The 23,936-nt window shown below is 34.5% G+C and carries 24 protein-coding genes and 2 pseudogenes; 12 read left to right on the top strand and 14 right to left on the bottom strand.

The features are described 5' to 3' along the window. Positions 1 to 13: 13 nt before the first annotated feature. The 9 genes from narJ (at position 14) to NSS70_RS20870 (ending at position 5,470) form a co-directional block, all read left to right on the top strand. Positions 14 to 544, top strand: a complete 531-nt coding sequence (gene narJ / locus NSS70_RS10615; protein ID WP_340881510.1) for a nitrate reductase molybdenum cofactor assembly chaperone — start codon at positions 14 to 16, stop codon at positions 542 to 544. A gap of 4 nt (positions 545 to 548) precedes the next feature. Next, positions 549 to 1,241, top strand: coding sequence for a respiratory nitrate reductase subunit gamma (gene narI / locus NSS70_RS10610; RefSeq protein ID WP_340881508.1), 693 nt, complete (start codon positions 549 to 551; stop codon positions 1,239 to 1,241). A 133-nt stretch (positions 1,242 to 1,374) separates the two neighbouring features. Next, complete coding sequence (gene modA / locus NSS70_RS10605; protein WP_340881506.1) at positions 1,375 to 2,142, top strand: molybdate ABC transporter substrate-binding protein; 768 nt, start codon at positions 1,375 to 1,377, stop codon at positions 2,140 to 2,142. Between the two features lies 1 nt (position 2,143). Continuing rightward, the gene (modB, locus tag NSS70_RS10600) at positions 2,144 to 2,878 is read left to right on the top strand and encodes a molybdate ABC transporter permease subunit (protein ID WP_340881504.1); all 735 of its coding nucleotides are present in this window, start codon (positions 2,144 to 2,146) and stop codon (positions 2,876 to 2,878) included. A 23-nt stretch (positions 2,879 to 2,901) separates the two neighbouring features. Next, on the top strand, positions 2,902 to 3,513 hold the full coding sequence (locus NSS70_RS10595; RefSeq protein WP_340881502.1) for an ABC transporter ATP-binding protein: 612 nt from the start codon (positions 2,902 to 2,904) through the stop codon (positions 3,511 to 3,513). Between the two features lie 12 nt (positions 3,514 to 3,525). Continuing rightward, the gene (locus NSS70_RS10590; protein ID WP_340881500.1) at positions 3,526 to 4,326 is read left to right on the top strand and encodes an ABC transporter permease; all 801 of its coding nucleotides are present in this window, start codon (positions 3,526 to 3,528) and stop codon (positions 4,324 to 4,326) included. A gap of 158 nt (positions 4,327 to 4,484) precedes the next feature. Then, the gene (locus NSS70_RS10585; RefSeq protein WP_340881499.1) at positions 4,485 to 4,625 is read left to right on the top strand and encodes a hypothetical protein; all 141 of its coding nucleotides are present in this window, start codon (positions 4,485 to 4,487) and stop codon (positions 4,623 to 4,625) included. A 358-nt stretch (positions 4,626 to 4,983) separates the two neighbouring features. Continuing rightward, positions 4,984 to 5,376 carry a site-specific integrase gene (locus tag NSS70_RS10580; protein WP_340882506.1) on the top strand — a complete coding sequence of 131 codons (393 nt, stop codon included), beginning with the start codon at positions 4,984 to 4,986 and terminating at the stop codon, positions 5,374 to 5,376. Then, positions 5,324 to 5,470, top strand: coding sequence for a tyrosine-type recombinase/integrase (locus NSS70_RS20870; RefSeq protein ID WP_445290598.1), 147 nt, complete (start codon positions 5,324 to 5,326; stop codon positions 5,468 to 5,470). The genes NSS70_RS10580 and NSS70_RS20870 overlap by 53 nt, the downstream gene beginning before the upstream one ends. A 33-nt stretch (positions 5,471 to 5,503) precedes the next feature. Here NSS70_RS20870 and NSS70_RS10575 read toward each other — a convergent pair whose 3' ends face one another. Next, on the bottom strand, positions 5,504 to 6,064 hold the full coding sequence (locus NSS70_RS10575; protein ID WP_340881497.1) for a hypothetical protein: 561 nt from the start codon (positions 6,062 to 6,064) through the stop codon (positions 5,504 to 5,506). A 662-nt stretch (positions 6,065 to 6,726) separates the two neighbouring features. Continuing rightward, positions 6,727 to 7,845: a phospholipase D-like domain-containing protein gene (locus NSS70_RS10570; protein WP_340881495.1), complete on the bottom strand. Its 1,119-nt coding sequence runs from the start codon at positions 7,843 to 7,845 to the stop codon at positions 6,727 to 6,729. Between the two features lie 282 nt (positions 7,846 to 8,127). On the opposite strand from NSS70_RS10570, the pseudogene NSS70_RS20865 reads away from it, so the two are divergent. Further along, positions 8,128 to 8,590: pseudogene (locus tag NSS70_RS20865) on the top strand (IS21 family transposase); the annotation flags it as partial. Here NSS70_RS20865 and istA read toward each other — a convergent pair. Both istA and NSS70_RS10555 read right to left on the bottom strand, forming a co-directional pair. Beyond that, positions 8,589 to 9,612 (bottom strand): annotated as a pseudogene (istA, locus tag NSS70_RS10560) (IS21 family transposase); the annotation flags it as partial. The pseudogenes NSS70_RS20865 and istA sit on opposite strands and share 2 nt — an antisense overlap. Positions 9,613 to 9,893: 281 nt before the next feature. Next, positions 9,894 to 10,214, bottom strand: coding sequence for a hypothetical protein (locus tag NSS70_RS10555; RefSeq protein WP_340881493.1), 321 nt, complete (start codon positions 10,212 to 10,214; stop codon positions 9,894 to 9,896). A gap of 273 nt (positions 10,215 to 10,487) precedes the next feature. Here NSS70_RS10555 and NSS70_RS10550 point away from each other — a divergent pair, with 273 nt between their 5' ends. Then, positions 10,488 to 11,690: a transposase gene (locus tag NSS70_RS10550; protein WP_339192838.1), complete on the top strand. Its 1,203-nt coding sequence runs from the start codon at positions 10,488 to 10,490 to the stop codon at positions 11,688 to 11,690. A gap of 153 nt (positions 11,691 to 11,843) precedes the next feature. On the opposite strand, the gene NSS70_RS10545 is transcribed toward NSS70_RS10550, so the two are convergent. The 7 genes from NSS70_RS10545 to NSS70_RS10515 all read right to left on the bottom strand — a co-directional run bounded on the left by NSS70_RS10545 (position 11,844) and on the right by NSS70_RS10515 (position 20,090). Further along, the gene (locus tag NSS70_RS10545; protein WP_340881491.1) at positions 11,844 to 14,213 is read right to left on the bottom strand and encodes an AAA family ATPase; all 2,370 of its coding nucleotides are present in this window, start codon (positions 14,211 to 14,213) and stop codon (positions 11,844 to 11,846) included. Then, entirely contained in the window at positions 14,206 to 14,922 is a 717-nt protein-coding gene (locus NSS70_RS10540; protein WP_340881489.1) for an ABC-three component system middle component 1, read from the bottom strand. The genes NSS70_RS10545 and NSS70_RS10540 overlap by 8 nt, the downstream gene beginning before the upstream one ends. Further along, positions 14,919 to 16,319: an ABC-three component system protein gene (locus tag NSS70_RS10535; RefSeq protein WP_340881487.1), complete on the bottom strand. Its 1,401-nt coding sequence runs from the start codon at positions 16,317 to 16,319 to the stop codon at positions 14,919 to 14,921. The genes NSS70_RS10540 and NSS70_RS10535 overlap by 4 nt, the downstream gene beginning before the upstream one ends. 282 nt (positions 16,320 to 16,601) lie before the next feature. Continuing rightward, positions 16,602 to 16,850, bottom strand: a complete 249-nt coding sequence (locus NSS70_RS10530; protein WP_340881485.1) for a carboxymuconolactone decarboxylase family protein — start codon at positions 16,848 to 16,850, stop codon at positions 16,602 to 16,604. Positions 16,851 to 16,875: 25 nt separating this feature from the next. Then, a complete protein-coding gene (locus tag NSS70_RS10525; protein WP_340881483.1) occupies positions 16,876 to 17,175 on the bottom strand; it encodes an MATE family efflux transporter in 300 nt (99 codons plus the stop codon). Between the two features lie 1,609 nt (positions 17,176 to 18,784). Continuing rightward, positions 18,785 to 18,943 carry a hypothetical protein gene (locus tag NSS70_RS10520; protein ID WP_165381934.1) on the bottom strand — a complete coding sequence of 53 codons (159 nt, stop codon included), beginning with the start codon at positions 18,941 to 18,943 and terminating at the stop codon, positions 18,785 to 18,787. Then, positions 18,930 to 20,090 carry a DUF4062 domain-containing protein gene (locus NSS70_RS10515; RefSeq protein ID WP_340881481.1) on the bottom strand — a complete coding sequence of 387 codons (1,161 nt, stop codon included), beginning with the start codon at positions 20,088 to 20,090 and terminating at the stop codon, positions 18,930 to 18,932. Before NSS70_RS10515 ends, NSS70_RS10520 begins: the two co-directional genes overlap by 14 nt. A 573-nt stretch (positions 20,091 to 20,663) precedes the next feature. Here NSS70_RS10515 and NSS70_RS10510 point away from each other — a divergent pair. Beyond that, complete coding sequence (locus NSS70_RS10510; RefSeq protein ID WP_063388312.1) at positions 20,664 to 20,972, top strand: DUF3870 domain-containing protein; 309 nt, start codon at positions 20,664 to 20,666, stop codon at positions 20,970 to 20,972. Between the two features lie 53 nt (positions 20,973 to 21,025). Here the strand turns inward: NSS70_RS10510 and NSS70_RS10505 are convergent, their stop codons facing one another. The 3 genes from NSS70_RS10505 to NSS70_RS10495 form a co-directional block, all read right to left on the bottom strand. Next, positions 21,026 to 22,243, bottom strand: a complete 1,218-nt coding sequence (locus tag NSS70_RS10505; protein ID WP_117017190.1) for an acyl-CoA dehydrogenase family protein — start codon at positions 22,241 to 22,243, stop codon at positions 21,026 to 21,028. A 20-nt stretch (positions 22,244 to 22,263) separates the two neighbouring features. Further along, positions 22,264 to 23,451 carry a CaiB/BaiF CoA transferase family protein gene (locus NSS70_RS10500; protein ID WP_339200002.1) on the bottom strand — a complete coding sequence of 396 codons (1,188 nt, stop codon included), beginning with the start codon at positions 23,449 to 23,451 and terminating at the stop codon, positions 22,264 to 22,266. A 310-nt stretch (positions 23,452 to 23,761) separates the two neighbouring features. Continuing rightward, entirely contained in the window at positions 23,762 to 23,923 is a 162-nt protein-coding gene (locus NSS70_RS10495; protein WP_340881479.1) for a hypothetical protein, read from the bottom strand. Positions 23,924 to 23,936 lie beyond the last annotated feature (13 nt).

Genomic DNA, 23,936 nt, shown 5'->3' with positions numbered 1-23,936 from the left:
GAGTTGATTGGCTGTGCAAGAACCATTTAAAACGGTTTTTCAGGTGCTTTCGTATTTATTAACCTATCCTGATGACATGTGGTATAAAGGGCTGCATGATTGTCTTGAAGCAAAAAAATACATGCCGGAACAAATCTGCGAAAAAATGGAGCATTTTATCGATGCTATTCGGAAAATGGATGAAAATGAAAGAATTCAATCTTATGTTGACACATTCGATTTTGGAAAAAAAACAAATTTATATGTCACTTATCACAATTTGGGAGAACAGAGGGAGCGCGGCTTCGAGTTAATAGCATTAAAACAGGCTTACCAAAAAGCAGGCTTTGAACCTACTGAAAGAGAACTTCCCGATTATCTGCCGCTAATGCTCGAATTTGCATCACTGGCCGAGGAACACCAAGTTGCTTCGATTTTTGGGAAATATTTACAAAACATTCGCGATATTCAGCAAAGATTAATAGAGGCTGAAAGTATTTATCAAGAAATTTTGCACGCATTATTGCTTGTCCTTCGAGAAATCGGCATCGGGAGAAAGGGGTGAAAAAATGCTGGAGCAATTTCTTTGGGGCATATTCCCTTATATTGTTTTTACGGTCTTTATCGGCGGCCATTTTGTTCGCTACCAATACGACCAACTGGGTTGGACGGCTAAATCAAGCGAATTTTTGGAAAAAAAAGAATTACGTATCGGCAGTTTGTTATTCCACTGGGGAATTTTGATTGTAATGGCAGGACACGTTATGGGGATCTTGATTCCGGCATCATTTTATGAATCAATCGGCATTTCTGAAGCGATTTATCATAAAATGGCCATACTATTTGGCATCCCGGCCGGAATCATATCGTGCATCGGATTATTCATTTTATGGAAACGACGGTTATTTGTGAAGCGAATTCGGGTGACAAGTAGCAAAACGGATATGCTTGTGCTCTTTTTATTGACAGTTGTTATAATGAGCGGTTTATCTTCGACAATATTAAACATTGATTCAAACGGCTTTGATTACAGATTGACGATTGGACCATGGTTTAGAAGCATCTTCTTGTTGCAAGCTGATCCTTCTTATATGGCTGATGTACCAATTTGGTTTAAAATCCATATTGTTTGTGCTCTTTTCATTTTCATTGTTTGGCCTTTCACCCGATTAGTTCACGTGTTTAGCATTCCTTTTCAATATTTGCTCCGCAGTTATGTTATATATCGAAAACGATCTTCAAAACAACATTTAGCCAAATAAACCACTCAAACAGCTGCCATTTCTGCAGGCAGCTGTTCTCTTATTTTGCCAAAAATGTTCTCTTAAGGGGCAATCTTAACTTATAATGAAGTATCATACGCAAAAACTATGATTCTTTAGGAGGGTAAGAAATGTGAAAAGGAAGAAAATGTTTGTTATTTTTATATTGATGATCCTCATTTTGGCAGGCTGCAATCCTCCAAAGCAGGAAAAGGTAGAGTTGACGATTTCTTCTGCGGCAAGTTTAAAAGATTGTATGCAGAAAATAAAAAAATCCTTTGAACGTGAGCATCGGAATATCCATTTGTCATTGAATTTTGGCGGTTCAGGTACTTTGCAAAGGCAAATTTTGCAAGGAGCGCCAACGGATCTGTTCATATCGGCGGGGAAAGAACAACTTAAACCGCTGAGAGACAAAGGATTCATTAAGAAAGAAACAAATCTTGCCGGCAATGAGCTAGTTTTGGTTGTGCCTAATGACGCAAATCAAGTTGCCGATCATCTGGAAGATTTAGCAGCGGTGCACATTAAGCGGATTGCTATTGGTACGCCCGGGGCGGTTCCAGCCGGAACATATGCAAAAGAAGCGCTGCAAAGTGTACATATTTGGGACAAGATTGAACCTAAAATGATTTATGCAAAAGATGTCCGCCAAGTGCTGGCATATGTAGAAACGAAAAATGTTGATGCTGGCATTGTGTATCGAACAGATGCCAAGAAGTCCAAAAAAGTGAAAATTTCGGCTGCCATTGACCCAAAAACACATTCCCGAATTGTCTATCCGATGGCGATGATGAAACGGACAAAGCACGCAGATGAAACGGAGACATTTTATCAATTTTTGCAAGGGGAAAAAGCAATGTCGATTCTTAAAAAATTTGGATTTCAGCAGGTGAACTAATGTGGTCGATTTTTGGCCGCCGGTCATTTTATCGTTAAAAACTGCTTTTGTCTCCGTGTTGATTGTGTTGATTACTGGTGTTTGCTTAGGCAAATTGATGGCACGAAAGCGATTTAGAGGAAAGTCTTTCATCGAAACTGCCTTGTTATTGCCGGTCGTATTGCCTCCTTCTGTTGTTGGATTTTTACTGATCATCGTGTTCGGCAGAAATGGTTGGCTTGGCAAGACGCTGGAATGGCTTTTCGGCCAGCCGATTATATTTAGTTGGTGGGCAACTGTCATCGCATCTTCAGTTGTTGCTTTTCCATTGATGTACCAATCTGCGAAAAATGGTTTTGAAGCGATTGACAAGGAAATTGAGGACGCTTCTAGAGTGGAAGGGGCTAATGAATGGAACGTGTTTGTCTATGTTTCCTTGCCGTTAGCAATGAAATCGATCGTATCAGGTTTCGTGTTAAGTTTTGCGAGAGCATTGGGAGAATTCGGAGCGACTTTAATGTTTGCCGGGAATATTCCGGGTAAAACACAAACCGTGCCAACAGCGATTTATGTCGCAATGGATTCAGGAAATATGAAAATGGCTTGGCTTTGGGTGATCACCATGGTGATGATTTCTTTTTTTATGTTAGTTTTTGTGACCATTTTTAATAAACGGATCATTTTTAAATGGTTTTTAGAGAACAAAAGCGGAAGACATGAAAAGTCTTTAGCCTATATGGCAATCATATACGTATAGTATAAAGGAAGGAAGAATCCGCAATGTTTCAAATCAAGCGATTAAAATATAAACAGATTCTTTCAATAGAAGAGCTCGAGATCGAAAAAAATCAAGTAACATGCATTATTGGTCAAAGCGGTTCCGGAAAAACGACATTATTAAAAATGTTGAATCATTTGCTTTCACCAGATGAAGGGGAAATTTATTATAAAGGGCGCTCTGTCTTTGAATGGGATCCCATCAGACTAAGGCGGGAAGTTGTCATGCTTTCTCAGCAGCCGATAGTATTTACCGGGAATATTCGTGAAAATTTAAATATTGGAAGAATTTTTGCAGAGAAAAAACAATGTGACGATCATTATCTCATTCAGGCGTTAAAATTGGTGAAATTGGAGAAAAAACTAGAGGAAGATGCCGATTCCTTATCAGGCGGCGAAAAACAAAGGCTTTCTCTTGCTAGGGTATTTTTAATGGAACCGGATGTTTTTTTGCTGGATGAGCCGACATCAGCATTAGACAAAGGGACAGAGGACGAGGTAATGAACTCCTTCCTCACCGAAGCAAGTAAGAAAGGAAAAACGGTCATAATGGTCACGCATTCAGTGGAAATGGCGGAAACATATGCTGACAAAATTATTCAAATTCAAAAATAAGGGTGATGGCACATGGAAAACGGCGTCATTAATATTGAATTTTGGAGACTGATTTCCGCTTACTTGTTTATTGTTATTTTATTATGGCTGACAAAAAGAAGGGGAATCAACAGGGAAAAAAGAATTATCATTGCAACCATCCGCATGTCTGTGCAGCTAATGCTAGTCGGATACATATTAATGTTTATTTTTGATCATCCGTCGCCTTGGATTGTTTTCCTGATCATTTTCTTGATGGAATCGTTTGCAGTTTATAATATTTACAAGCAATTAGACACACCATTAACAAAAAAATTAAAATTCGTCATTGCTTTTTCCATGATTGCTGGTTCTATTGCATGCTTGTTTTACTTTAATTTAGTTGTTATTCACTTTAAGCCTTGGTATGAACCTCGTTATTTCATTCCAATTGCCGGCATGTTTATCGGAAATTCCATGACTGGCATCACGTTGGGAATGAAACAAATGGTCGAAAATTTTTCAAAGCAAAAACATATCATTGAAGGAGCATTAATGTTGGGAGCAAAGCCGGAAAAAGCGACGAAAGATATCGTCAACTCTTCCTTTGACTCCGCCATTTTGCCAACGATTAACAACATGATCGGAATGGGAATTGTCTTCTTGCCGGGAATGATGACGGGGCAAATTTTAGCGGGGGCAAGCCCTTTAGTTGCAATTGAATACCAAATCGCCATTTTAATCGGCATTGCCGGCAGTGTCGGCATCTCTTCATTTTTAGCGCTGCAATTCGGCTATAAAACGTTTTTCAACGATCGAGTTCAGTTTTTACCAAATGAGAAAAATGAGAAATAGGGAGCAAAAGGGGCGGGGGACGCCAAATATTTAGCCGCCTGCTTGCCCGATTTGTTTGCAAGCGGAACAGATAAGCTTGAACAAAAAGTTATACATAAACATATTATGTAAACTAAAATATTATAAAGTTACTTTCTTGATTTTTTAGGAGGGAGAATATGAAAAAAGAAAATGCAAATTATCGAACTGATGGTTCCGTTATTATTAAACGCTCCCCGGTCAGTAGAAGATTTAAAAAACCTTATCGTTTCGAACATTCTTTAAATAAAAATATTTCGACGCTAAACCAGAGAAATTAGAGAGTCAGAACCAATTGGTTTCAAAACCTTTCATGAACTGGTAAGACTTAAACAGTTACCCCAAAAAATTTTTTTCTTCGGAAAGCAATCAATTGGAACGAAATGAATTTATATTTTTTTACTCGATGCCCTCCATTTTTCATTTTCTGTCTCATTACTACAAGTAATCTTCTTTTTGAGATATTCCATCTACTTAACTTCCTATAATATATATTATGTAAACTAACTTATTTCTTCGTAATGTTAGGGGTTCTTCCCTTCAAGTTCCTATAAAAACAATTATTAGGCACTTCCTCTTCTAAGTTCCTCATAATTTTTCGTCAGTTTTTTGTTAAACGAATTATCTATTTTTTATTTGATGTTTAAATTACTTGCAACGACTGGTATGCGCAGATCTGAATTAGTTGACATAACATGGGAGCAGCTTGACCTATTTAACAACACTATTCGTATCCATGGTAAAGGCAAAAAAGAACGCCTACTCCCTCTTCACCCAATGATAGTCCCTCTTATTGTGAACTATAAGAACAGCTTACCTGAGTACCTGTTACATCCTTCACAACCTGTATTTATTAATAAGAATGGCGACCGGTTGAACCCACGAGGTCTACATAAAATATTAAAGAAACTTTGGAAAAAGCTGGATTTCCACCTAAACGGTTTTCTCTACATCATTTGCGTCATACTTTTGCACATTACTGATTCAAGAAAATGTCGATCTACGTATCGTTCAGGATCTGCTTGGCCATGAAAGTTTAGTCACAACCCAAGTCTATACGCATGTAGATTTTGAGCAGAAAAAGAAAGCAATCGACTCCTTTAATATTTTTGAAGCTCCTTCATAACCAAATAACTACCCAATCTGGGTAGTTATTTGGTTATCTATTTCCATTCTGTAACCGGTGTGTGAAAAATATTGGTTGCTGCAATGAACCGTTGTATCCTCCTCCGCTATACGGCATTGAACTTCCCTGCGGTATTTGGTTATATATTCCATTAAATGGTATGTGATTGTTTATTGGCACATATCCATGCTGTGGCATGATTTGAAATGGATTATGCAATTCAGGAGCTTTGAAAGTAATACCATCTTCAAATTGAGTTTGACTTCTTTTATTAATCTCGTGCCGTAATTGGGACAGCGAGAAAAAAATAATTTCCGCTGTAAAGTTATTTACATAATTAGGGTATTTGTTTTGTTTATCAAAAGCATTTGGAAACTCTTGAAAAACCAAATCCAAATCTACTTTAATATTATGATTTGTCTCAAGATACATTGTAGTTTCAAATAATGACTCTAATAGAGTTTGCGCAGCTCTAATTTCCTTGATATATTTCGCGTCGCTAAGAATGTAATGTCTAAGATTGCGCAGTTCAAAATTTGAATGCCCCAATAAGAATCTAATACTATCTTCTGATACACCGATTTCATGAAACAAAGTCGCAATAGTATATCTAAATCCGTGGGGAGTAAAGAATTTCTCTGTCTTAGTTTCGTTTTCCCATGTTAATGCATAATCATAGTCAAGATTCTTCTAGTATGGGTTCTATCCCTTTTGCAATCATATCTTCCTGAACGTCACTTATAGTATTGCTATAACTGCGACGCGTATTTTTAGACCAGTTTTTTTACTCTCAAAGTCAATATAAGCTTCAATGAGTGTACTTTTTGCCGTAATTCTCGTTTTTTCCATATACTTCATCCTCCAATACATAATAAAAACCCCAAACCATTACCATCACTAAACGTGCATAAAGCACGAAAAGTAATGCTAAATGATTTTGGGTTTTCCCTTGTTGGTTTATATTCATTTTTCAGATTTTTTGATATGATATTGTCTTAACAAATTAATATTGATTGTCAATATTTTTTATTTTGATTTTTAACTAATTTTTTTAATTATTTATTTCTGGAAAGACAAAAAATCAAATGAATTAAATGAGTTTAGTGATCGCCATTTGCTTTGACTGTTATTGTTACTACTTTTTTGTTAAGCTCATACTTCTTTTTCGAAAGTTGTTTTTGATTACTTTGTTGTATATAATTTCGAGATTTTTCCTTCCTTTCTGTATCTCGCTTATGCGTTTTGAAACACGTTCTTTAAGTATTATCGATTTTATTATTTACGGCTTTGTGAGAGTATTTTTCTAGAATCACATTTAATTCCTCTAGGTATTTTATTAATTGTTCTAAACTGTTAAAAATTAAGTATACATCTTCTCTTGCTTCTTCTAATAGATCTGTCAAAATGTTAGAAGCATCATTCATCGCTTTTTCCTGATATTCACTGAGATACTCATCATATGCTTCCAACCTGTACTCATCAAAACACTCCCAAAACATGTCATCATAATTATATTTCACATAATCATAAAAGGGGCCTTGATCTGATAATAGATAGACAGGATTAGTTGAATTTATGTTAGAAAATATATCATGTAACCGCTGAACTACATCCTCTAATTCATATATATCTACATCCAAATTTTCAATTAATGTTTTTATCTGTTCAAGTTCCAATAAATCGTACTTTAACTTATAAAAATCGTTAACCGAAAACTTGGTCTCATCATCATTAAAAATCCATTGATCGATTTTTTCATGATAAATGAACATTGAATCTTTAATATGATTATAGTGGTTGTTGATTCTCGTTAAAATACTTATACAAAATAGTCTTAATTCATCATAGCTCTCATCAAAATATGGTATCGATTCTTCTTTTAATTGCTCAAAAAATGTGGAATATAGATTCTCAATAAAAATTTGGTCTTTAATGATTACTCCTGTTTCATAATTTTTTTGGCTTTCTTCTGAAAAATTTTGGCTTCCAATGTAGATGATGTTTTCAGTACCAATAATTTTACAGTGATTATTAAAATTAAAAAAAGGCATCATTTTTGCACTGAAATTATCTGGTTTTAACTTTGTTAAATATGTCTTAATATTTGTCCTAGCAGTATTTCTCATATGCTGCCCTTTATATGAGTTGGAGTAAAATTCAAATCTAGCCGGAATATTTGTAATTATCTCTATATCTACATCTTCTTTTAATCCCAATAAACTTTCAGTTAAAATATCCTCTTCTTTTGAAATGTTATATGTAATTATTCTAATTTTCTTACAATTATCAAAATCATCTAACACTTCCTGATAGCCAAATTCGTCTTTGGAAGCAATAAAAGTTCCATCTGTAAAATTTATTTTAGTGATCACCATGACACCACCTTCGAAAAAGTCAATACAATTAATGATAATTGAGTAGACATCATCTTGTGTAAATCAAGAGCGGAAGCCGAGATAAATATTGACTGATGAATTACCTAATTAAGTTTACACTAAATCTAATCCGGATTGCTCCTGTTTATTGCAAAATAAAAGTACAGAGATTTGCAAGGAATTTGTGCAGAACTTAACTGCATAAAAAATAGGCTTGCCAGCCCCTAAAATAACTCCTACTGTATAGATTGAGCGATCTTAACAGTGGGAGGAAATGAAAGGATGCTAGCAATGCCTGAAGTTAATTATATCAAACATTTAAGAGAGAAAGAAGATTTGTCAATAAATGAAATTGCAAGAAAGACTGGCCGTAATTGGAGGACAGTTAAGAAATACGCAGATGGAGAAAGTTTTGAAGAAACTCTCTCCTGGAGAAGCACAAGTGGATTTCGGTAACATGACTGTTGCAAAAAGTGAAAATACGGAATGTTTCCTAGAAGGATTAAAACAACTGTTTCATCAGGCGGGGGGAGTTCCAACCTATTTACGAATTGATAACTTAGCTGTAGTAGTTGTTTCAATTGGTAAAGGGGACAAGCGAACATACACTGACTCTTTTATTAGATTTAAATGTCACTATGGCTTTGAAGTTCAACCGTGTAACCCGTCTAGTGGACATGAGAAAGGCAATGCGGAAAAGAAAGTTGGTTATACAAGGAATAATTTGTTTACAACGGAACCAATAAATGTTCCATTTGGATCTGTGCGGATGCCTGCCCAATCCATATCGGATGTCTCGCGATACATTCCTGTTCATCATAAATCTCAATAAGCGTTTCTTTTATTTTGACCGTTTGTCCTGCGTAGCGATAGGGAACAGAATATTTTTTTCCTCTGTGTGAAACAAAACAATCTCGACTGACCTCTCGTGTTTCCCAACGATTCGTAGGGAATAACAGTTTGACTCCCCATGATTGAAGGAACTTCTGTTCCTTCTCAAAACGTTGAATCGGCGGTTCTTTCGTTGTTTGATTCGGTTTTCGATTGGCAACTTGATCCATCCAAGTTCGAATGTCTTCGTTTAAGGCTTGAAGAGTAGATTCATGCTTTCGTTGAAAAAAATTCTCTTTTAAATACTTGACTACTCTTTCTACTTTTCCCTTTGTTTGGGGACGTTTCGGTCGACATGCTTTTGGAATAATACCGTAGTAGGCTAGAAAATCCTCAAACTTTCGATTAAATCGAATTTCCACTGGAGTATGTTTGAGAACAACGGTTTTCATGTTGTCATAGAGAATTTGTTCAGGAATACCGTTAAAATAAGCAAATGTGTTCATATGGCATTTTATTAAGGTTTCCATATTCATATTGGTGGTAAACTCCACATATTTCATCCGAGAATAACCAAGTACCATAACGAACGCATAAATATCTTGGTATTGATTGGCCACCATATACTTTCCTACTTAGGCCCAGTCCATTTGGGCTTGTTTACCTGGTGGTGTTTCATACCGTAAGGTAGCTTGTTTCTTTTGCTGTTCTCGATAAGGTCGAACAAAATCTCTTAATATCGTGATCTTGCCGGTGTATCCCATCGCTTTTACTTTCTTTCTTTTTCTTATTGACTTTGCGCTCTGGAAGCTTGTCCTCCTTGAGATATTTATGGATGGTTTTCCGATCAAACCCTGTTTCTTTAGCAATCGCTGTTTGTGTCCAGCCTTTCTGATACAACTCTCGAACCATAAAAAACTCCCCAATCTTCAGCATCGTTTCTCCACTCCATCTAAGATGTTGTTTCGAAACGATTATCTGTTATTATTGGGGAATTTTAAACCGTTGTTATTGGGGATTTTATCACCGTTGATTACAATAGCGTCTGAATTTATTGTTTTTTTTGTTCCTTTTTAATTCTTCTATTAAGTTTTTGACAAGACTCCGATCTACGATATTTCGAATATCTAAATTATCTTTATTTATAGACACCGTCTTTTGAGACACACGAATCCCTTGTTTCTTCAGTTCTTGCTTGATTTTTGGACTTTCATAAATCAGATACTCTTTTGATTAAGTTTATTATAATCTCCTCTTGAAAAACGGTTAAAAAGATTTTGTAATTGTTGATTTGCCATCATATTGGCATTAAATGATTTCCAATCATCCTTTTTAAAATAAATCTTTTCTTTATTTCCTTTAATATTCAAAGTGGCAACAAAGGTATCTCCATTATCCTCCAAATGAGAATTCCATACATTATCGATTATTCCTAAGCCAACTGGATCCCATTTATCTGATTCGTTTATCATTCTAATATAGGTATTTATTGCACCAATTACTTCTCTTCTAAAATGCTCTTCCTGATCAATACGCAAACAACCATCCCCTTTTGGTAAATATTTACTTTTGTATTTAAACATTTATATAATATTATTTCTAGTCGAACGGGTAAAATTTATTCAAAAAAAAGTATGTAACCTACACAAAAATTATTAGTAGATTACATACTTATTTCTGAATTGAGCATTTTGCAGATTTTTTAACCCAAGAGTGACAAGGTTTTTAACGAAATAAAAAAGGACTTCACCCCTAAAATGTAGAATTTTTGAAGTGACGAAACCACAAAAATTCAAAAGGAGGAAGTCACTTTGTATATTCTACAAGAAAGCCTATTTTCCTTTGAAGAACTGCAAAAATTAGAGTCAAAAGAGAAATTACCTATCTTTTTTAGCTCGCTTGATTTACGCCCTTATGCTAAACAGTTGAGAAGTTCTTCACCCCGAGGGGCTGACGGTCATTCCAGAGAAGGGATTCTAAGGGCTCTCATCGCTGCCCCACTCGAAGGCATCGACACCTTTACCGCCCTTCATCATCGATTGGATAAAGACCTTCGTTTCCGTTATCAATGCGGTTTATCGATTGATCGCCCCGCACCGTCTATCTCCACTCTCAGCCGGGTTTTTGCGGCACTTACCAAAAAAAAGCTGGCTGAAAAGATCTTCCTTGACTTGGTACAGTTAGCTCAGGAGGAAGGAATAATTGACGGCAGCCACCAGGCCATCGACAGTGCCGCCATTGATGCCTATGAAAAGAAACAGCCCAAAAAGCGTAGTGAACAAACGGGTAATGCCAATTGGGGCGCAAAATATGATTCCTTCGGCAATAAAATTACCTGGTTTGGCTATAAGATGCATCTTTCAGTCGATACCGCAAGCGAACTGCCAATAGCCATAAAAGTAACCCCTGCCCATGTGAACGATGGAGAAGTCGCACCAGAATTAATAGAGCAAGTGGCAGAGCGTACCAAATCCAAAATTGAATTTCTGATCATGGATGGCGGATATGACCAACTAAAAAACTATGAATCAGCCAAAAACATTGGAGCGCAAGCCATTATCCCGCTCAATTTGCGCAACGAAAAAGAGCCTCCTGAAGGGATTTCTTCCAATGGAACTCCGCGTTGTTCCATGGGTTATGAAATGACTTATTGGGGAGCTGATAAGGACCAGCTCAAGTTCAGATGTCCTCACGCAACCGGCAAAGTGGATTGCCCATTAGGAATGGCAGCCTGTTCATCTTCCAACTATGGAATGGTGGTAAAAGTCGACATCAAAAAGGATGTGCGCCGATATTCCAATCCGCACCGTGATACAAAACGTTGGAAAGAGCTTTACAACGAGAGGACAAGTGTAGAACGCTGTAATTCAAGAATGAAAAGCTACCTTACGGCGAACTCCCTACATGTATGGGGAATTGAAAAAGTAAAGACCCATATTTACCTGAACGCTATTGTATTACTTGTTTCAGCGCTAGCGATGGCAAAGGAAAATAAAGGGAAGAAAGCCGCTTAAAAAAATTCAATGTGAAAAATTCTGTAGGTATGCCCGAAAACAAGATTATTGTAATATTTTGTAAAATAACATACTGGTAGCTATTTGTCGAGTGCTTTATTTTTTATACTTTTATCCAAAAAATCTAATTTTGCAAAATGCTCAATTATTTAATTATGCTTCAATATATAAATGATCTTTTACGTTGATATTACCCACACTATAATTGTATTTCAAAAATTTATATCGAATATATAATGAAACTTTATCTTCGTGGGTTGAAAGAATGATTTGTTTGTTTTCAAAATCATTTCTTAGAAGCTCTACAAATGATGCCATATTCATTTCATCCATTGTATGTATTGGATCATCGATTAATAAAGTAAAAATGCCATTTTTATTATAAACTTTATTTAAAGCTAAGGTAAATGCAATAACAGTTGCAGCCAATTGCCCAGAACTGAATGAATGCACAATATCATGATCTGTTTTTTCTGGAGGAATAAAATTAATCGTTTTTAATTGATTATCTCTGGAATCATCTTTTTCTTTAATAAATACCCCAAGTCCTCTTTGGTGATTTTGAATGATTTTACCACTATAAATATAAAACGGGATTTCAATATCACTTATCATTTTTCCTCTATATTCGTTTATCTTATTGTTATATACTCGTATAATATTTTCTAATGATGTAATTAAATTTTCTATTTTTTCTAATTTTTTTCGCAGGGCTTGTACTTTTTTATATGATTGGCTTGATTGAAGTAGATATAAATAATCAATATACCGCTTCTTTTTTTGAATTTTTTCTACATCAAGACTTTGAATCAGTTCATCATTTTTTCTGAAGAGATCAGAATATAAGCGCTTAAAGCTATTCATCTTTTCTTTGCATTCATCACTAACTTCAATTTTTTTAGATATTAAATCATTTGTTATTTGTTCTACTCTTTCTTCTAAGTCCTCAACATATTTCATTTCTCTATTTATATACTTTTCTATATTAATTCCCAACTCTTTAAACCAATTTTTTGCTTTCTGTATATTATTCGAAACACCTGAATATTTTTTTAATTGATTCATAAAAGTTTCATCTATTTTATTCTCAGGTTTTGATAAAAAATTTTCTATTTCTTTTATGATAGCACTTAAATACTTCTTATAAAGTTCCTCTGTTTCATAAACGACTGTATTTGTTGACTTATCGTAATCGCTATAAAATTCCTTTGTTTTAATTGAAATATGTTCAGTTAAATCCAAAAAACTATCCCAGTCTGCTCCACAAAGTGGGCATTGATTATCTTTGTCCTTCTTCATTTGTATGTATTTTTCAAATTGCTGCTGTAATTTTTCACGAGTTTCATTCATCTTTTCTACTAGTTTAGATAGTTCATTTGCTTGATTGTTTATGGATTTAATAATGTTTATTTTATTAATAATTTCTTCTACATTAATCTCAATATTTAGTGTATTATACAAAAAACTCCAATCTATTGTTTTCTCAATAATATCTTTATTTATTAAAATTTCTAAAATAGTTTCAAGCTTTTTCTGTAATTTATGTTTTTTTTCTAATTCAGAAAAATTATATTTAAAGTGACTAAATATAATTAATGCTTTTATTTTATTTTCATTTTTAATGATATTGTCAATTTCTTCGTTTTTTAATTCTTTTTTAAATTCGGAAAAAAATTTTATAAAATGCATTACTTCGTCTAATTGATTCATATATTGATCTTTTATTGATTTATCCAATGGTTTTATTTCTTTTTGATCCCACGGTATTCCTTCGATAGAAGAGTCAGAAATTAGAGGGAAATACTCTAATTCTTTATTTTCCTTTTTTAAGTCTTCTTCGTTATAATTTCTTTTTTCCGCCTCAATCTCTCTTTTTATGTTGGTTCTTTTTGTTATTAATTTTCCTTTAATCTTTTCAAAAAACTTATTCTGATTAGTTTCTTTTTCAATATTAAATAATTTTGATACTGCAATCATTCTATCTTTTTCATTTTGCTTAAATAGAAATGTACATTCTTCTTGCTCAACATAATGATAAAGATGAAATCGATCATGCAAATTATTAATACCAAATAACTCATTTACTTTTTCATTTTTAATTCGTTTTGTTTCGGTAATTTCATCATCAAAGCTTTCCAATTTATACAGATAATACTGATCAAATATCTCTGGACGCTTTTGTTTACTTGTCAAATCAGTAAAATTATTTAGTTTCCTTGCCAATACAATATTATCATTTGGTTTTGTGAGATTCGAAAATTCTATTTTTATAATTGTTGGCTTTCTTTGATTTTTACTTAATAATAGATCTTCAAATCCTTTATTTGCGGGTACTATTCTGTTTGATTCGATGCGCCTAATTTTCCCTGTTAATGTTAACTCTATAGCATCAAAGATTGTAGTTTTTCCAAAACCGTTTGGACCATCTAAAATATTTAAATTTTCACCCTTAAAATGAATGGTTGCTTTATCAATTGACTTAAAATTTTCAATATATATTTTTTTAATAATATACTTATTCAATTCCCTCAACTCCTAATTCTTGCAGTAAAAGATCTAGATCTAGTTCATCCTCAATAAGCTCCTCATTTTGATATTGAATTAGCTTTTCCCATATTTCGTAATCTTCTTTATTAATGCCTTGCTTAATTTCTTCTTCCACATTGGAGAGCTGTTTTGTTTCGTAATTTATGTTTAAAAACGGCAACTTGATATAAAGTTTTGTAATTAAATCATATTCTAAGGTTTCCTCCGACGAAATCCCCTGTTTAAAAGCTGTAAACTTATCCGCATTAAGTAATGTATATTGAAGATAATTCAATATGTTTTCCCCAGATTGTGTTAATCTTTCCTTTAACAACGCAACTTGTTTATCTGTATATACTAATACATATTTTTTAAAATCATACGGGTCTTCCTCAAAATCATAAATTAAATTATTTAATTGTTTTGTATACTCATTTGTAGGTATATTTAATAGCAGTAATAATGATAGATTTTTATCTATCCCTAAATAATTAGTTTTTGTTATAATAATTTCTGTAAGAAAATTTTCGATTTTTTTTTCAACATTTTCTTTTTCAAAAGAATCTAGTGATTCAAACATAACGACGAAAAAATCAAATTTGTTATTGTTAGTTCTTTCTGCAAAAAAATTATTCCGGTCTTTTAGTAACTCTTTATCGATAAGAAAATCTTTTTCTTCAAATATTTTTTCAATTATTTGTTTCATTTTAGTACCTCCACTGCTTCATCAACCTTGATAAATTCAATTTTTTTCGGACGAGTTATATTCTCTTTATAAGTGTTTGGTGATTTTAGGAATTCTTCTTGATACGCTTTTTCGATTTCAAAAATATCTCCGCTAAATGTTCCTTCGAGATGCAAGTTAATCATTTTATTAATATCATATAAAAGTTGTAATAAATCGTTATGTTTTTTTAAATTATTAAATATTTTTTTACCAATAGAATTTACTGTATTTTTCCCTGGACTGTTTGCAATAGTAGTTATAAGATGATGGACACCATTTTTTTCTAACACGTAAATATTTTTTAAACACGTGGGTAAATGTTCCAATTCTAAAATCATACGAAACAAACTATATTTAACACCGTTTTCATTCATTAATGAGCGATAGTCATTTATAGATAAAGAATCTGCATTTTTCACAAAAACGTTAGGAGATATTTTTCGGCATATCAATAAAAAATCTTTATCACTTAACTCTTTAACGAACTGCCAATTTTTATACCAAACTTCTAATTCTTTAGCGTTTTCTTCTTCAGATAATTCATTTTCTTCGCAGTATTCAATAAAATATTTGTAAAGTTCATTTTTTAAAAAGTTTGAAACTGTACATGGGGTTAATTGAAAAACATTTTTTTCTGTTAATATTTTAATAAAAACAGAAAAGGGAATTTCGCGAGAGTTATCTTTATTCTTATGAAGAGAGACAACAATCCGATCAATTTCAGCTAATAAATTTGAGTAGATAAAATTTATATTTTCAGATGTTGCAGCGTAGTTAACATCAATTTTCGATTCGTTTTTTTCAAAAAATAATTCTATTTGATTTTTTATTTCATCTTCAATATCAGTTATGTCGATTACTCTTTTGAAAGAGGTTTTATCATCATCATTAATGAAGAGTTTTTCATATGCCTCATCAAACTTGTTTTCATCAAAAAGTAGCTTTTTATATTCTTTAAATTGCTCTACTTTACTATCAGGATTAAATTCTTTGATTTGTTTTTTCACTTCTTCTTTTGTAACTGAATTAATTTGACAAGCTGTATGTAGATGTGCGGACTTAACTTTATTATATTTTGAACCTTTACCCAAAAGTTCTAGCACTGCTCCTTTGTAGGAACTTAGACTATATTTTTGTTGATAAGATTTAACCTGGTGAATCGATTGATAATACCCATTTTTTTTTATTGAAAAATCCTCTAAATGTTCAATTTCCACCGTAAATTTGTTCATATCTTCAGATTCAATATCCATGATATTTATCATGGACAAAACTGTGTATATAGCTACTTTACCTTGATAATCGTAACCACTCCAAGAAGGGATTGCGCTATGTGTATCCTGATTTTCAATTTTTGCAGCATTTTCAACTGCCATATAAACACCCTCCTGAATATCTTTTATTAATACTATTAAAAAAATTGAAGTAATCTATTTGCAAATAATTAAGTTTTTTAACACAAATTCCTTTATATAAATGATTATATATGGATAAAAGCATTTAATCCATAACATAAATGCTTGTTCAAATTTTTTAACTGCTTATTTTAAATTGTTATATTCTTCATTTGTTACGAGTTCCAACCATTCGGTGTCTCCCTTTTGGACATTAGATTTTTACTTATTCCGGAATCATTTCATTAATACAGGCAAGTGCGTTCAAAGTCCTTGGAAACCCAATATAAGGGATACACTGGTCAGAGCTGATATCAAAATTTCTTTATTATTGCCCATATTGACATTTTTCTGAATATGTCTGCGGATCTGATTCTCACATCCACCCAAGGTACAGAGGATACAGAATGTCAACAGTTCCCTTGTCTTCAAATGCAGTCCACCTCTTATATATATATCACCAAAACAATACGCCGAAAGATAACTCTGAATATGCTTCTGATTATCAGGCATGCTTTCCTACATTCTGTCAATCATATCACCAAAAATAAATTTCTGTACTTTCAGCCCTTCTGCATCGGTAGTTTTGAATTACCCATCGTACGGAATATCGCAGCTCCGGCGCATTATATAATGAAAGATACGGAATAGATATTGCTGTAATCATCAGGCAAGTACTCGCATCTTTGTGTACTTCATTCGTAATCTGTCCAAAAAGACCATTCAAAATAAGCGGTTTTATTAGATAAATAATGACCATGATGATGGAAACGGTACCGACGAACCATACCAGTTGATTCGCTGATTCTCTTGATTCTTCCATTTTCTTACTACCCATATACTTTCCAGCAATGACTGCACCACCAGTAGCAAGAGCTGCAAAAAAACAAGGTCATGACAAAATTCATCAAACACACTCTCGATACGGCTTATTCACCCACTTATGCTACCATGATGGAGCCTGCCAATCCCACCAGATATTCTAAACCTTGCTCTATGATGAGTGGCAGAAACAAATTGAACAAAGTTATTAAATGTTGAAAGAATGAGTCTCTATAAGCTATAGTTAGGAGAATTGTAATAAAGTAGACTTTTAAGAACATATTTGCTAAAATTTTATAAAGTATTTTGAACGATAATTATCATTTTTTATTCGTTTTATCAAATTTTGTATGATAAATTATGAGAACTTCCTATAATTCTATTTTTAAGCCCTTCACTATATATTATGTAAACTAAAATTTGAAAAATATAAAGCAGCTATTGACTACTTAACTGCCCTTTCGTTAATTTTATAAAATTCTTCGCTAAATGATTTGTCACGTTTTAACCATGTATAATATGTTCCTAATGTAATTCATGCAGTTTCACATGGCTCGATGAATGCAATAATTTTTTTTCGATATTCATCGATAAAAGCTTTTTTCTTTCTGCAACAGCATGTTTTGTCTTTAATTTTGCGTTTTGCAATGTTTCTGTATCAAAATTTTGATCCGGGAACACTTCAAATTTGCGTTTTAAGTACAATCCTTTGTCATGAGATAAATCCAGTCGTAAAATTCCTTAATGGTTTTACGACCGCTCATATATAAACGAATTTAGTTAAGTTTACTTCAAATCCACATGCTTTTAAATGATTCTCCAATGCAGTTACAATAACTTTTCTATAAATCTCTATCACCAATGCAACAAGCATTTCAAAGGAATCTGAACTAGAAAAAAATTAATTTAAGTTATTATTGTTGATGTATTCACAATATTTATTAATTATCTAGTTAAGAAAGTGAACATCGTTAAAAAGCAGTTAATTTAACAAACCGATCGACTTGATTTTCTTAGATTTCATGCATTAATATTCAACCCGCAAATTATAACACCGCGTTTTACTGTAAGAAAATCCGATTAGATGAATTATTATTCTAAATCATCAATCATGAGGAGTACTTACAGCTAATTTATAACGATAATTTAAATTTCCTGGTTCTTTTTGATACAGTTCTTCATATAAGCGCAATGCTTCCACGTACTTTTTTTCATGTCTAAGAAAATTCTTACTTTTTACTGATGTTGCAAAGCTTTCATGGTGTGTATCCTTAATGGTTACTCCTTCAAATTCGAGAATTTCTTCAGGGGGGTTCATTTGTGTCGTGAATTTGTGAAGTTAGAATCTATTTGATTAATTTAACGAAAATTCCTTTCTGCATCTGGTTTGATAATTTATCTAACTTCTCCAACTTTTCGAATACAGATATGTCCCCTCCAATTGCTTTTCCAAACAACTCTTTTATGATATCCGTTTGGGCATTCTTTTCATAAAGTTCTGCTGACCTTCTTCTTGAATACTTTGGTGATAGATGGGCTTCTTCTGCTATGAACATATTGAAATTGTAGAACGTGCAAATTTGAAACATTCGAAGAAATGGATATTACTCCTTCATCATGAGCGTTTATTTTGAATGACGAAATGAACTTTTTATTTGGGAAAGTTTATTTTGTAAGTTTGCGTGATCACGTTTCATTTGACTAAGACGATTCGTTACAACTTTTTTTCCATATCCATGTGGTGCGGAGGCGATTAATATTACATTTTCTTTATAATTGTTCATTTGAGAGACCTCCTAACAGCATTTTGATAAAGTAACAATAAGAATATCCTTTTGATTCAAGTATAGCATTAAATATATTCTCTTGGTAAGCCTTCAGTTTATAATAATCCCACTCTCCTAGCAGCGGCAGATGAAAGCAAAATACGTAAGTCTTTACCTTAAACAAGAAATAACATATTCTTTTTTCCAGTGAATAGTATAGCTTTTCATCATGATTATGATCATTATATGTTTGCACAACATAAGAAGAGGTATCATCTAATGAAAAGTTCTCAGGAGTTGTTAATCCATCATATTCTTTGCAAATCATCTGGTTATCTCTTTTTTCGTAAAGAGTTACGGCTTTACAGTCCATTAATGCTCCTATAGCTTCTTGTTGGTACTTTGTATTTGTAGAGTAAATATTGCAGCCGACCATCTTAGATCGTAAAAGCGCTAATAGCCTTCTCCAATTTGTAATTTGCCCATTCCGCAATAAACTTATGAATTCAAGTGATAGTTCATAAAAATCCCCGTATAATTCTACATGTTCTAAGCTCCGTTCTATTTCAGAACGAATATTTAAGTATTGAAGGCTTTCTTTGAAAAGAGCTGAAAGATAGCTTTTTATGTTTGAAAGAATTTCGACACCTAATGAGCATTTTTCGAAATATATCCCTTTTTGTTCTGCATCATAAAGAAAGTACCATACGTAATTTTCGGCAATATGAGGCTCCTCTTTAATATTTTCGCTTATAAAATTCAACATTGAATCCGGTTCTTTACCGTGTTCGCTTAAATACTGTACTAACGATTGTTTTATTTGAGGTCTGATCGTCCGAAAATAGGTATCAAGAACTATATCGTGAACATACACGATAAGACGTTTATTTTCGTGATATGCACGTAAAAATTCAAGGTGAGTAACAGTTTTCCCTTCATCCTCTAAGAATGTTCCTGCTTTATCCGCGATAAATAGCAGAAAGATATCACTTCTTGATACGTACTCCAAACAAGTTCGGATGGCATCTTGATGAATATATCGCATACTATCTTCAAAGCGAATAGGTTCATGCCCCATATTTTTTAATTCTTCAAATACAGCGTTTCGTATAGAGGAAAGAGCATCTTGTGCAACAGAACTTATAAAAATAGTAGTTCTATCCATATTACAACACCACCTTACTTATTAAACAACCTCCCGTGAATCTATTTGATTAATGCAATAGTGTTGCCTTAACCTTTTTTTCTTTTATTCGCAGGATGGTTGATGTTCTTAACAAAGATTCCTTTCTGTATTTAGTTTACGACAAAAGCTGCTAAATTCCTCCGCTTCCAATGATAAGTTTTTCTTCATAAGAGCGATTAAAAATCACTTCAAATGAGAGAAAGAGCTCCGTAATCTGAACGCTTACCTCTAAATATCGCTTCATTCGAGCATTAAAGATGTAAATTTTAGGGTACCTTGGTACTTTAAACAAACGACTACCTGTTTTAATCCGATAGATATCGAACGCACTTGTTCCAACGGGGAGAAAATACATTCAAATCATATACGAAGGTATATGACCAAGTATGGCGTACCACATAAAATAAGTTTGCTATTAATTCTGCCTTTCACATATTTTCATTTTCATAACTTTTTCGTTAGGGATGTATTGGAAATTTCATCTATCAATAGTCTTATCATTTGATTATTTTCATATTATTCTAAAAATAAAACGATTAGGAGAGATTATGGATGAATACTTATTTTATTGCCGGTCACGCCAAACTTCCGACAGGGATGGCGGCCAGAAGTGTTTATGAAACTTTAACGATTACAGCAGAGGTTGATAAATTATATGGTGTGATTGTGGATGCTTCCTGTACGCTTGCTACCGAACACGGCAGAGAATATATTTCCAGGCTCTTGAAAGGTCATAGTTTGCGCAACGGCATTGAAAAGCCGTTGGAAGAGTTAAAGAATGGTTATTTAGGAAAGGCCAATAATGCCCTAATTGCCGCATTAAAAGATCTGTATAAACAGTATGAAGCTATCAATCAATAAGCAATAAGGGGATCGGATGCAAAATGGAATCCGATCCTGCTATCGATTGGTACCTAACTATCCGTTACTGTCTCTTTATCACATTCAAAGGGCCAGGCTGGCAGCATGTTATTTAATGGCTTATCTTCACGATACCCAAGCACATATTCTGCCTGCATAATGGTGTGGATTTCTCTTGTTCCTTCGTAAATAACAGGAGCTTTGGAGTTTCTTAGGAAGCGCTCAACAGGATATTCATTGGAATAACCGTAGGCTCCGTGAATTTGAACCGCATCATCTGCGGCCTTATTGGCAAAATTACAGGCCTGCCATTTGGCTAGAGATGTTTCTCTCGTATTGCGCAATCCTTTGTTTTTGAGCTCTCCAGCACGGTACACCAATAAACGGCTCATTTGCAATCCCGCTTCCATGTTGGCAATCATTTGCTGGACAAGCTGGTGTTTACCAATTTCTTTGCCAAATGTTTTACGCTCGTGACAATATTTTACACTTTCTTCCAAACATGCCATAATCAGGCCTACTGCCCCTGCAGCAACGGTAAAACGTCCATTATCCAGCGCAGACATCGCAATTTTGAATCCTTCTCCTTCTTGGCCAAGTAAATTTTCTTTTGGTACACGGACCTGATCAAAGAACAATTCTCCTGTATTTCCGGATCGGATTCCGAGCTTTCCTTTAATGGACTTGGATGAAAATCCAGGCATAGTGCGTTCGACGATAAAGGCGGAAATTCCATGATGCTTTTTCGATTTATCTGTATACGCAAACACGATAAAATGATCGGCGACATCGCATAAAGATATCCATGTTTTGGAGCCGTTTAAAATGTAGTTGTCACCGTCTTTAACAGCCGTTGTTCCAAGTGATGCCACGTCAGATCCAGCTCCCGGTTCTGTTAAGCCAAAGGCGCCGATTTTTTCACCTTTTGCTTGTGGAACGAGATATTTTTGCTTTTGTTCTTCGGTCCCCCACTGTAACAACGTCATACTGTTTAATCCGGTATGAACGGATACCGCCGTGCGGAAAGCTGTGTCGCCTCTTTCCAGTTCTTCACAAACGATGGCCAGCGAATTATAATCCATTCCGCTGCCGCCGTATTTTTCAGGGATGCAGACACCCAGCAAGCCTAATTCTTTTAAGCGCTTCCAAATGATCGTATCGAAATATCCCCGTTCATCCCACTCTCGCATATTCGGGATAATTTCCTTATCAACAAAATTTCTGACCATCTTTCTCAACATCCGTTGTTCTTCTGTGAATTCAAAATTCATCTTAAAAACTCCTCCCGCGATTAAATAATGTTATTCTCTTTAAAATAGGTAATCTCCTCAAATGAAAATCCAGCTTCCTGCAGGATTTCCCATGTATGCTCCCCGACCATCGGCGGATGACGTTCTATCTTTGTATTCGTTCTTGATAGTTTAACAGGCGAACCAACGAGTTTTACCATTCCTGCTTCCGGGTGTTCGACTTGGACAACCATATCACGGGCCAAAACTTGTGGATGTTCAAATACTTGATCTATAGTATGGATGGGACCGCATGGAATATTTTTTTCTGAAAACAGTTTTATCCACTCATTGACCGATTTGAGCTGGAGCTGGTCTTCTAAAATCCTCGTCAGCTCCAGCTTATTTTCCATTCTTGCCACATTCGTACAGAAGCGAGCATCCATTGCCATTTCGCTCAGCCCCATTACTTCACATAGTGTGGCAAACTGCCGGTTATTCCCGACGGCGATAATTATGTCCCCATCTAACGCTTTGAATTTCGAATAAGGGACTATATTCGGATGGTCATTCCCGAGTCTACGCGGTACCTTCCCGGAAATTAGATAATTGCTGGCGACATTGGCAAGCGAGCTGACCGCTGTATCCATCAGTGATAGATCAATTTTTTGCCCCTTGCCCGATCTTCCCCTTTCCAACAAAGCCGCTTCAATGGAAATGACCGAATATAATCCTGTTAAAATATCCACCATGGCAACACCGATTTTCATTGGACCGCTCTCTTCGCTTCCGGTTATACTCATCAGGCCGCTCATCCCTTGAATAATAAAGTCATAACCCGGCAGATACCGGTACGGGCCCGTTTCCCCGAATCCCGTGATGGAACAATAGACGAGCCGTGAATTTATTTTTTGTAAGGAGTCGTAGTCGAGCTGCCATTTTTCCATCGATCCAGTTTTAAAATTATGAATGAGCACGTCCGCTTCTTTTGCCAGAATTCGAATGATTTTCCTGCCCTCTTCCGATTTCAGATTCACGGTAATGCTTCGCTTATTGCGATTTGCACATAAATAGTAAGCACTGACACCGTTTTGAAACGGCGGTCCCCAGAACCTCGTTTCGTCGCTGCCGCCCGGGGCTTCTACCTTAATGACATCTGCTCCGAGGTCTGCCAAAATCATTGTACAATATGGGCCGGCAAGCACCCTAGTCAAATCTAATACCTTTACACCCTCTAGTGCGCCTCCGATGTTCACCGCCTCCTATTGAAAAAGGTTTCTTAAAAACAATAAAGCCAGCCCAAACACACTTTAGTGATATGGACTGGCTTTACGAACCATTTGAACCAGCCGGCTAAGGCTGGAAATGGAATCTTATCAGTCAACTGTTAAATTAAGATAAGAAGAGATATCTTCATTACCTTCACCTGTAAAAGGTAGATAGGATGAAGTTTACACTTATTTTAAAAGAATTTTCTGAATATTTCAAGAGGATTTTACCAAAAATATATAAACATTTCGCGCCTGTTTTGCTTATCGTTCATTACCTGTTATTTTTTGCTTAACCCCTAGATGCAATGATGTCAACCGTTCCGTTCCCAATATGTGAAGGCAGGAAAAACTGTTGTTCCCAATCATTGTTTTGAACATGTCCATGCACAAGTTGACTGAAATGATCAAAATAATCGTGAATATCCCTAATCAATAAATGTGAAGTCAACATAATACCCCCTTCC

It is taken from the genome of Aeribacillus sp. FSL K6-2848 (assembly GCF_038004325.1).
In the GTDB taxonomy this organism is placed as follows: Bacteria; Bacillota; Bacilli; order Bacillales; family Aeribacillaceae; genus Aeribacillus; species Aeribacillus composti.
This window is presented reverse-complemented; position numbering and strand designations above follow the sequence as displayed.

Excerpts from the sequence above, each read along its gene's own strand:
- narI (WP_340881508.1), top strand. The coding sequence starts at position 549 with ATGCTGGAGCAATTTCTTTGGGGCATATTCCCTTATATTGTTTTTACG.
- NSS70_RS10595 (WP_340881502.1), top strand. The coding sequence starts at position 2,902 with ATGTTTCAAATCAAGCGATTAAAATATAAACAGATTCTTTCAATAGAA.
- NSS70_RS10590 (WP_340881500.1), top strand. The coding sequence starts at position 3,526 with ATGGAAAACGGCGTCATTAATATTGAATTTTGGAGACTGATTTCCGCT.
- NSS70_RS10585 (WP_340881499.1), top strand. The coding sequence starts at position 4,485 with ATGAAAAAAGAAAATGCAAATTATCGAACTGATGGTTCCGTTATTATT.
- NSS70_RS10580 (WP_340882506.1), top strand. The coding sequence starts at position 4,984 with ATGTTTAAATTACTTGCAACGACTGGTATGCGCAGATCTGAATTAGTT.
- NSS70_RS10570 (WP_340881495.1), bottom strand. The coding sequence starts at position 7,845 with ATGGTGATCACTAAAATAAATTTTACAGATGGAACTTTTATTGCTTCC.
- NSS70_RS10540 (WP_340881489.1), bottom strand. The coding sequence starts at position 14,922 with ATGAAACAAATAATTGAAAAAATATTTGAAGAAAAAGATTTTCTTATC.
- NSS70_RS10535 (WP_340881487.1), bottom strand. The coding sequence starts at position 16,319 with ATGGCAGTTGAAAATGCTGCAAAAATTGAAAATCAGGATACACATAGC.
- NSS70_RS10530 (WP_340881485.1), bottom strand. The coding sequence starts at position 16,850 with ATGCCTGATAATCAGAAGCATATTCAGAGTTATCTTTCGGCGTATTGT.
- NSS70_RS10525 (WP_340881483.1), bottom strand. The coding sequence starts at position 17,175 with ATGGGTAGTAAGAAAATGGAAGAATCAAGAGAATCAGCGAATCAACTG.
- NSS70_RS10520 (WP_165381934.1), bottom strand. The coding sequence starts at position 18,943 with ATGAACAATTATAAAGAAAATGTAATATTAATCGCCTCCGCACCACAT.
- NSS70_RS10515 (WP_340881481.1), bottom strand. The coding sequence starts at position 20,090 with ATGGATAGAACTACTATTTTTATAAGTTCTGTTGCACAAGATGCTCTT.
- NSS70_RS10510 (WP_063388312.1), top strand. The coding sequence starts at position 20,664 with ATGAATACTTATTTTATTGCCGGTCACGCCAAACTTCCGACAGGGATG.
- NSS70_RS10505 (WP_117017190.1), bottom strand. The coding sequence starts at position 22,243 with ATGAATTTTGAATTCACAGAAGAACAACGGATGTTGAGAAAGATGGTC.
- NSS70_RS10495 (WP_340881479.1), bottom strand. The coding sequence starts at position 23,923 with ATGTTGACTTCACATTTATTGATTAGGGATATTCACGATTATTTTGAT.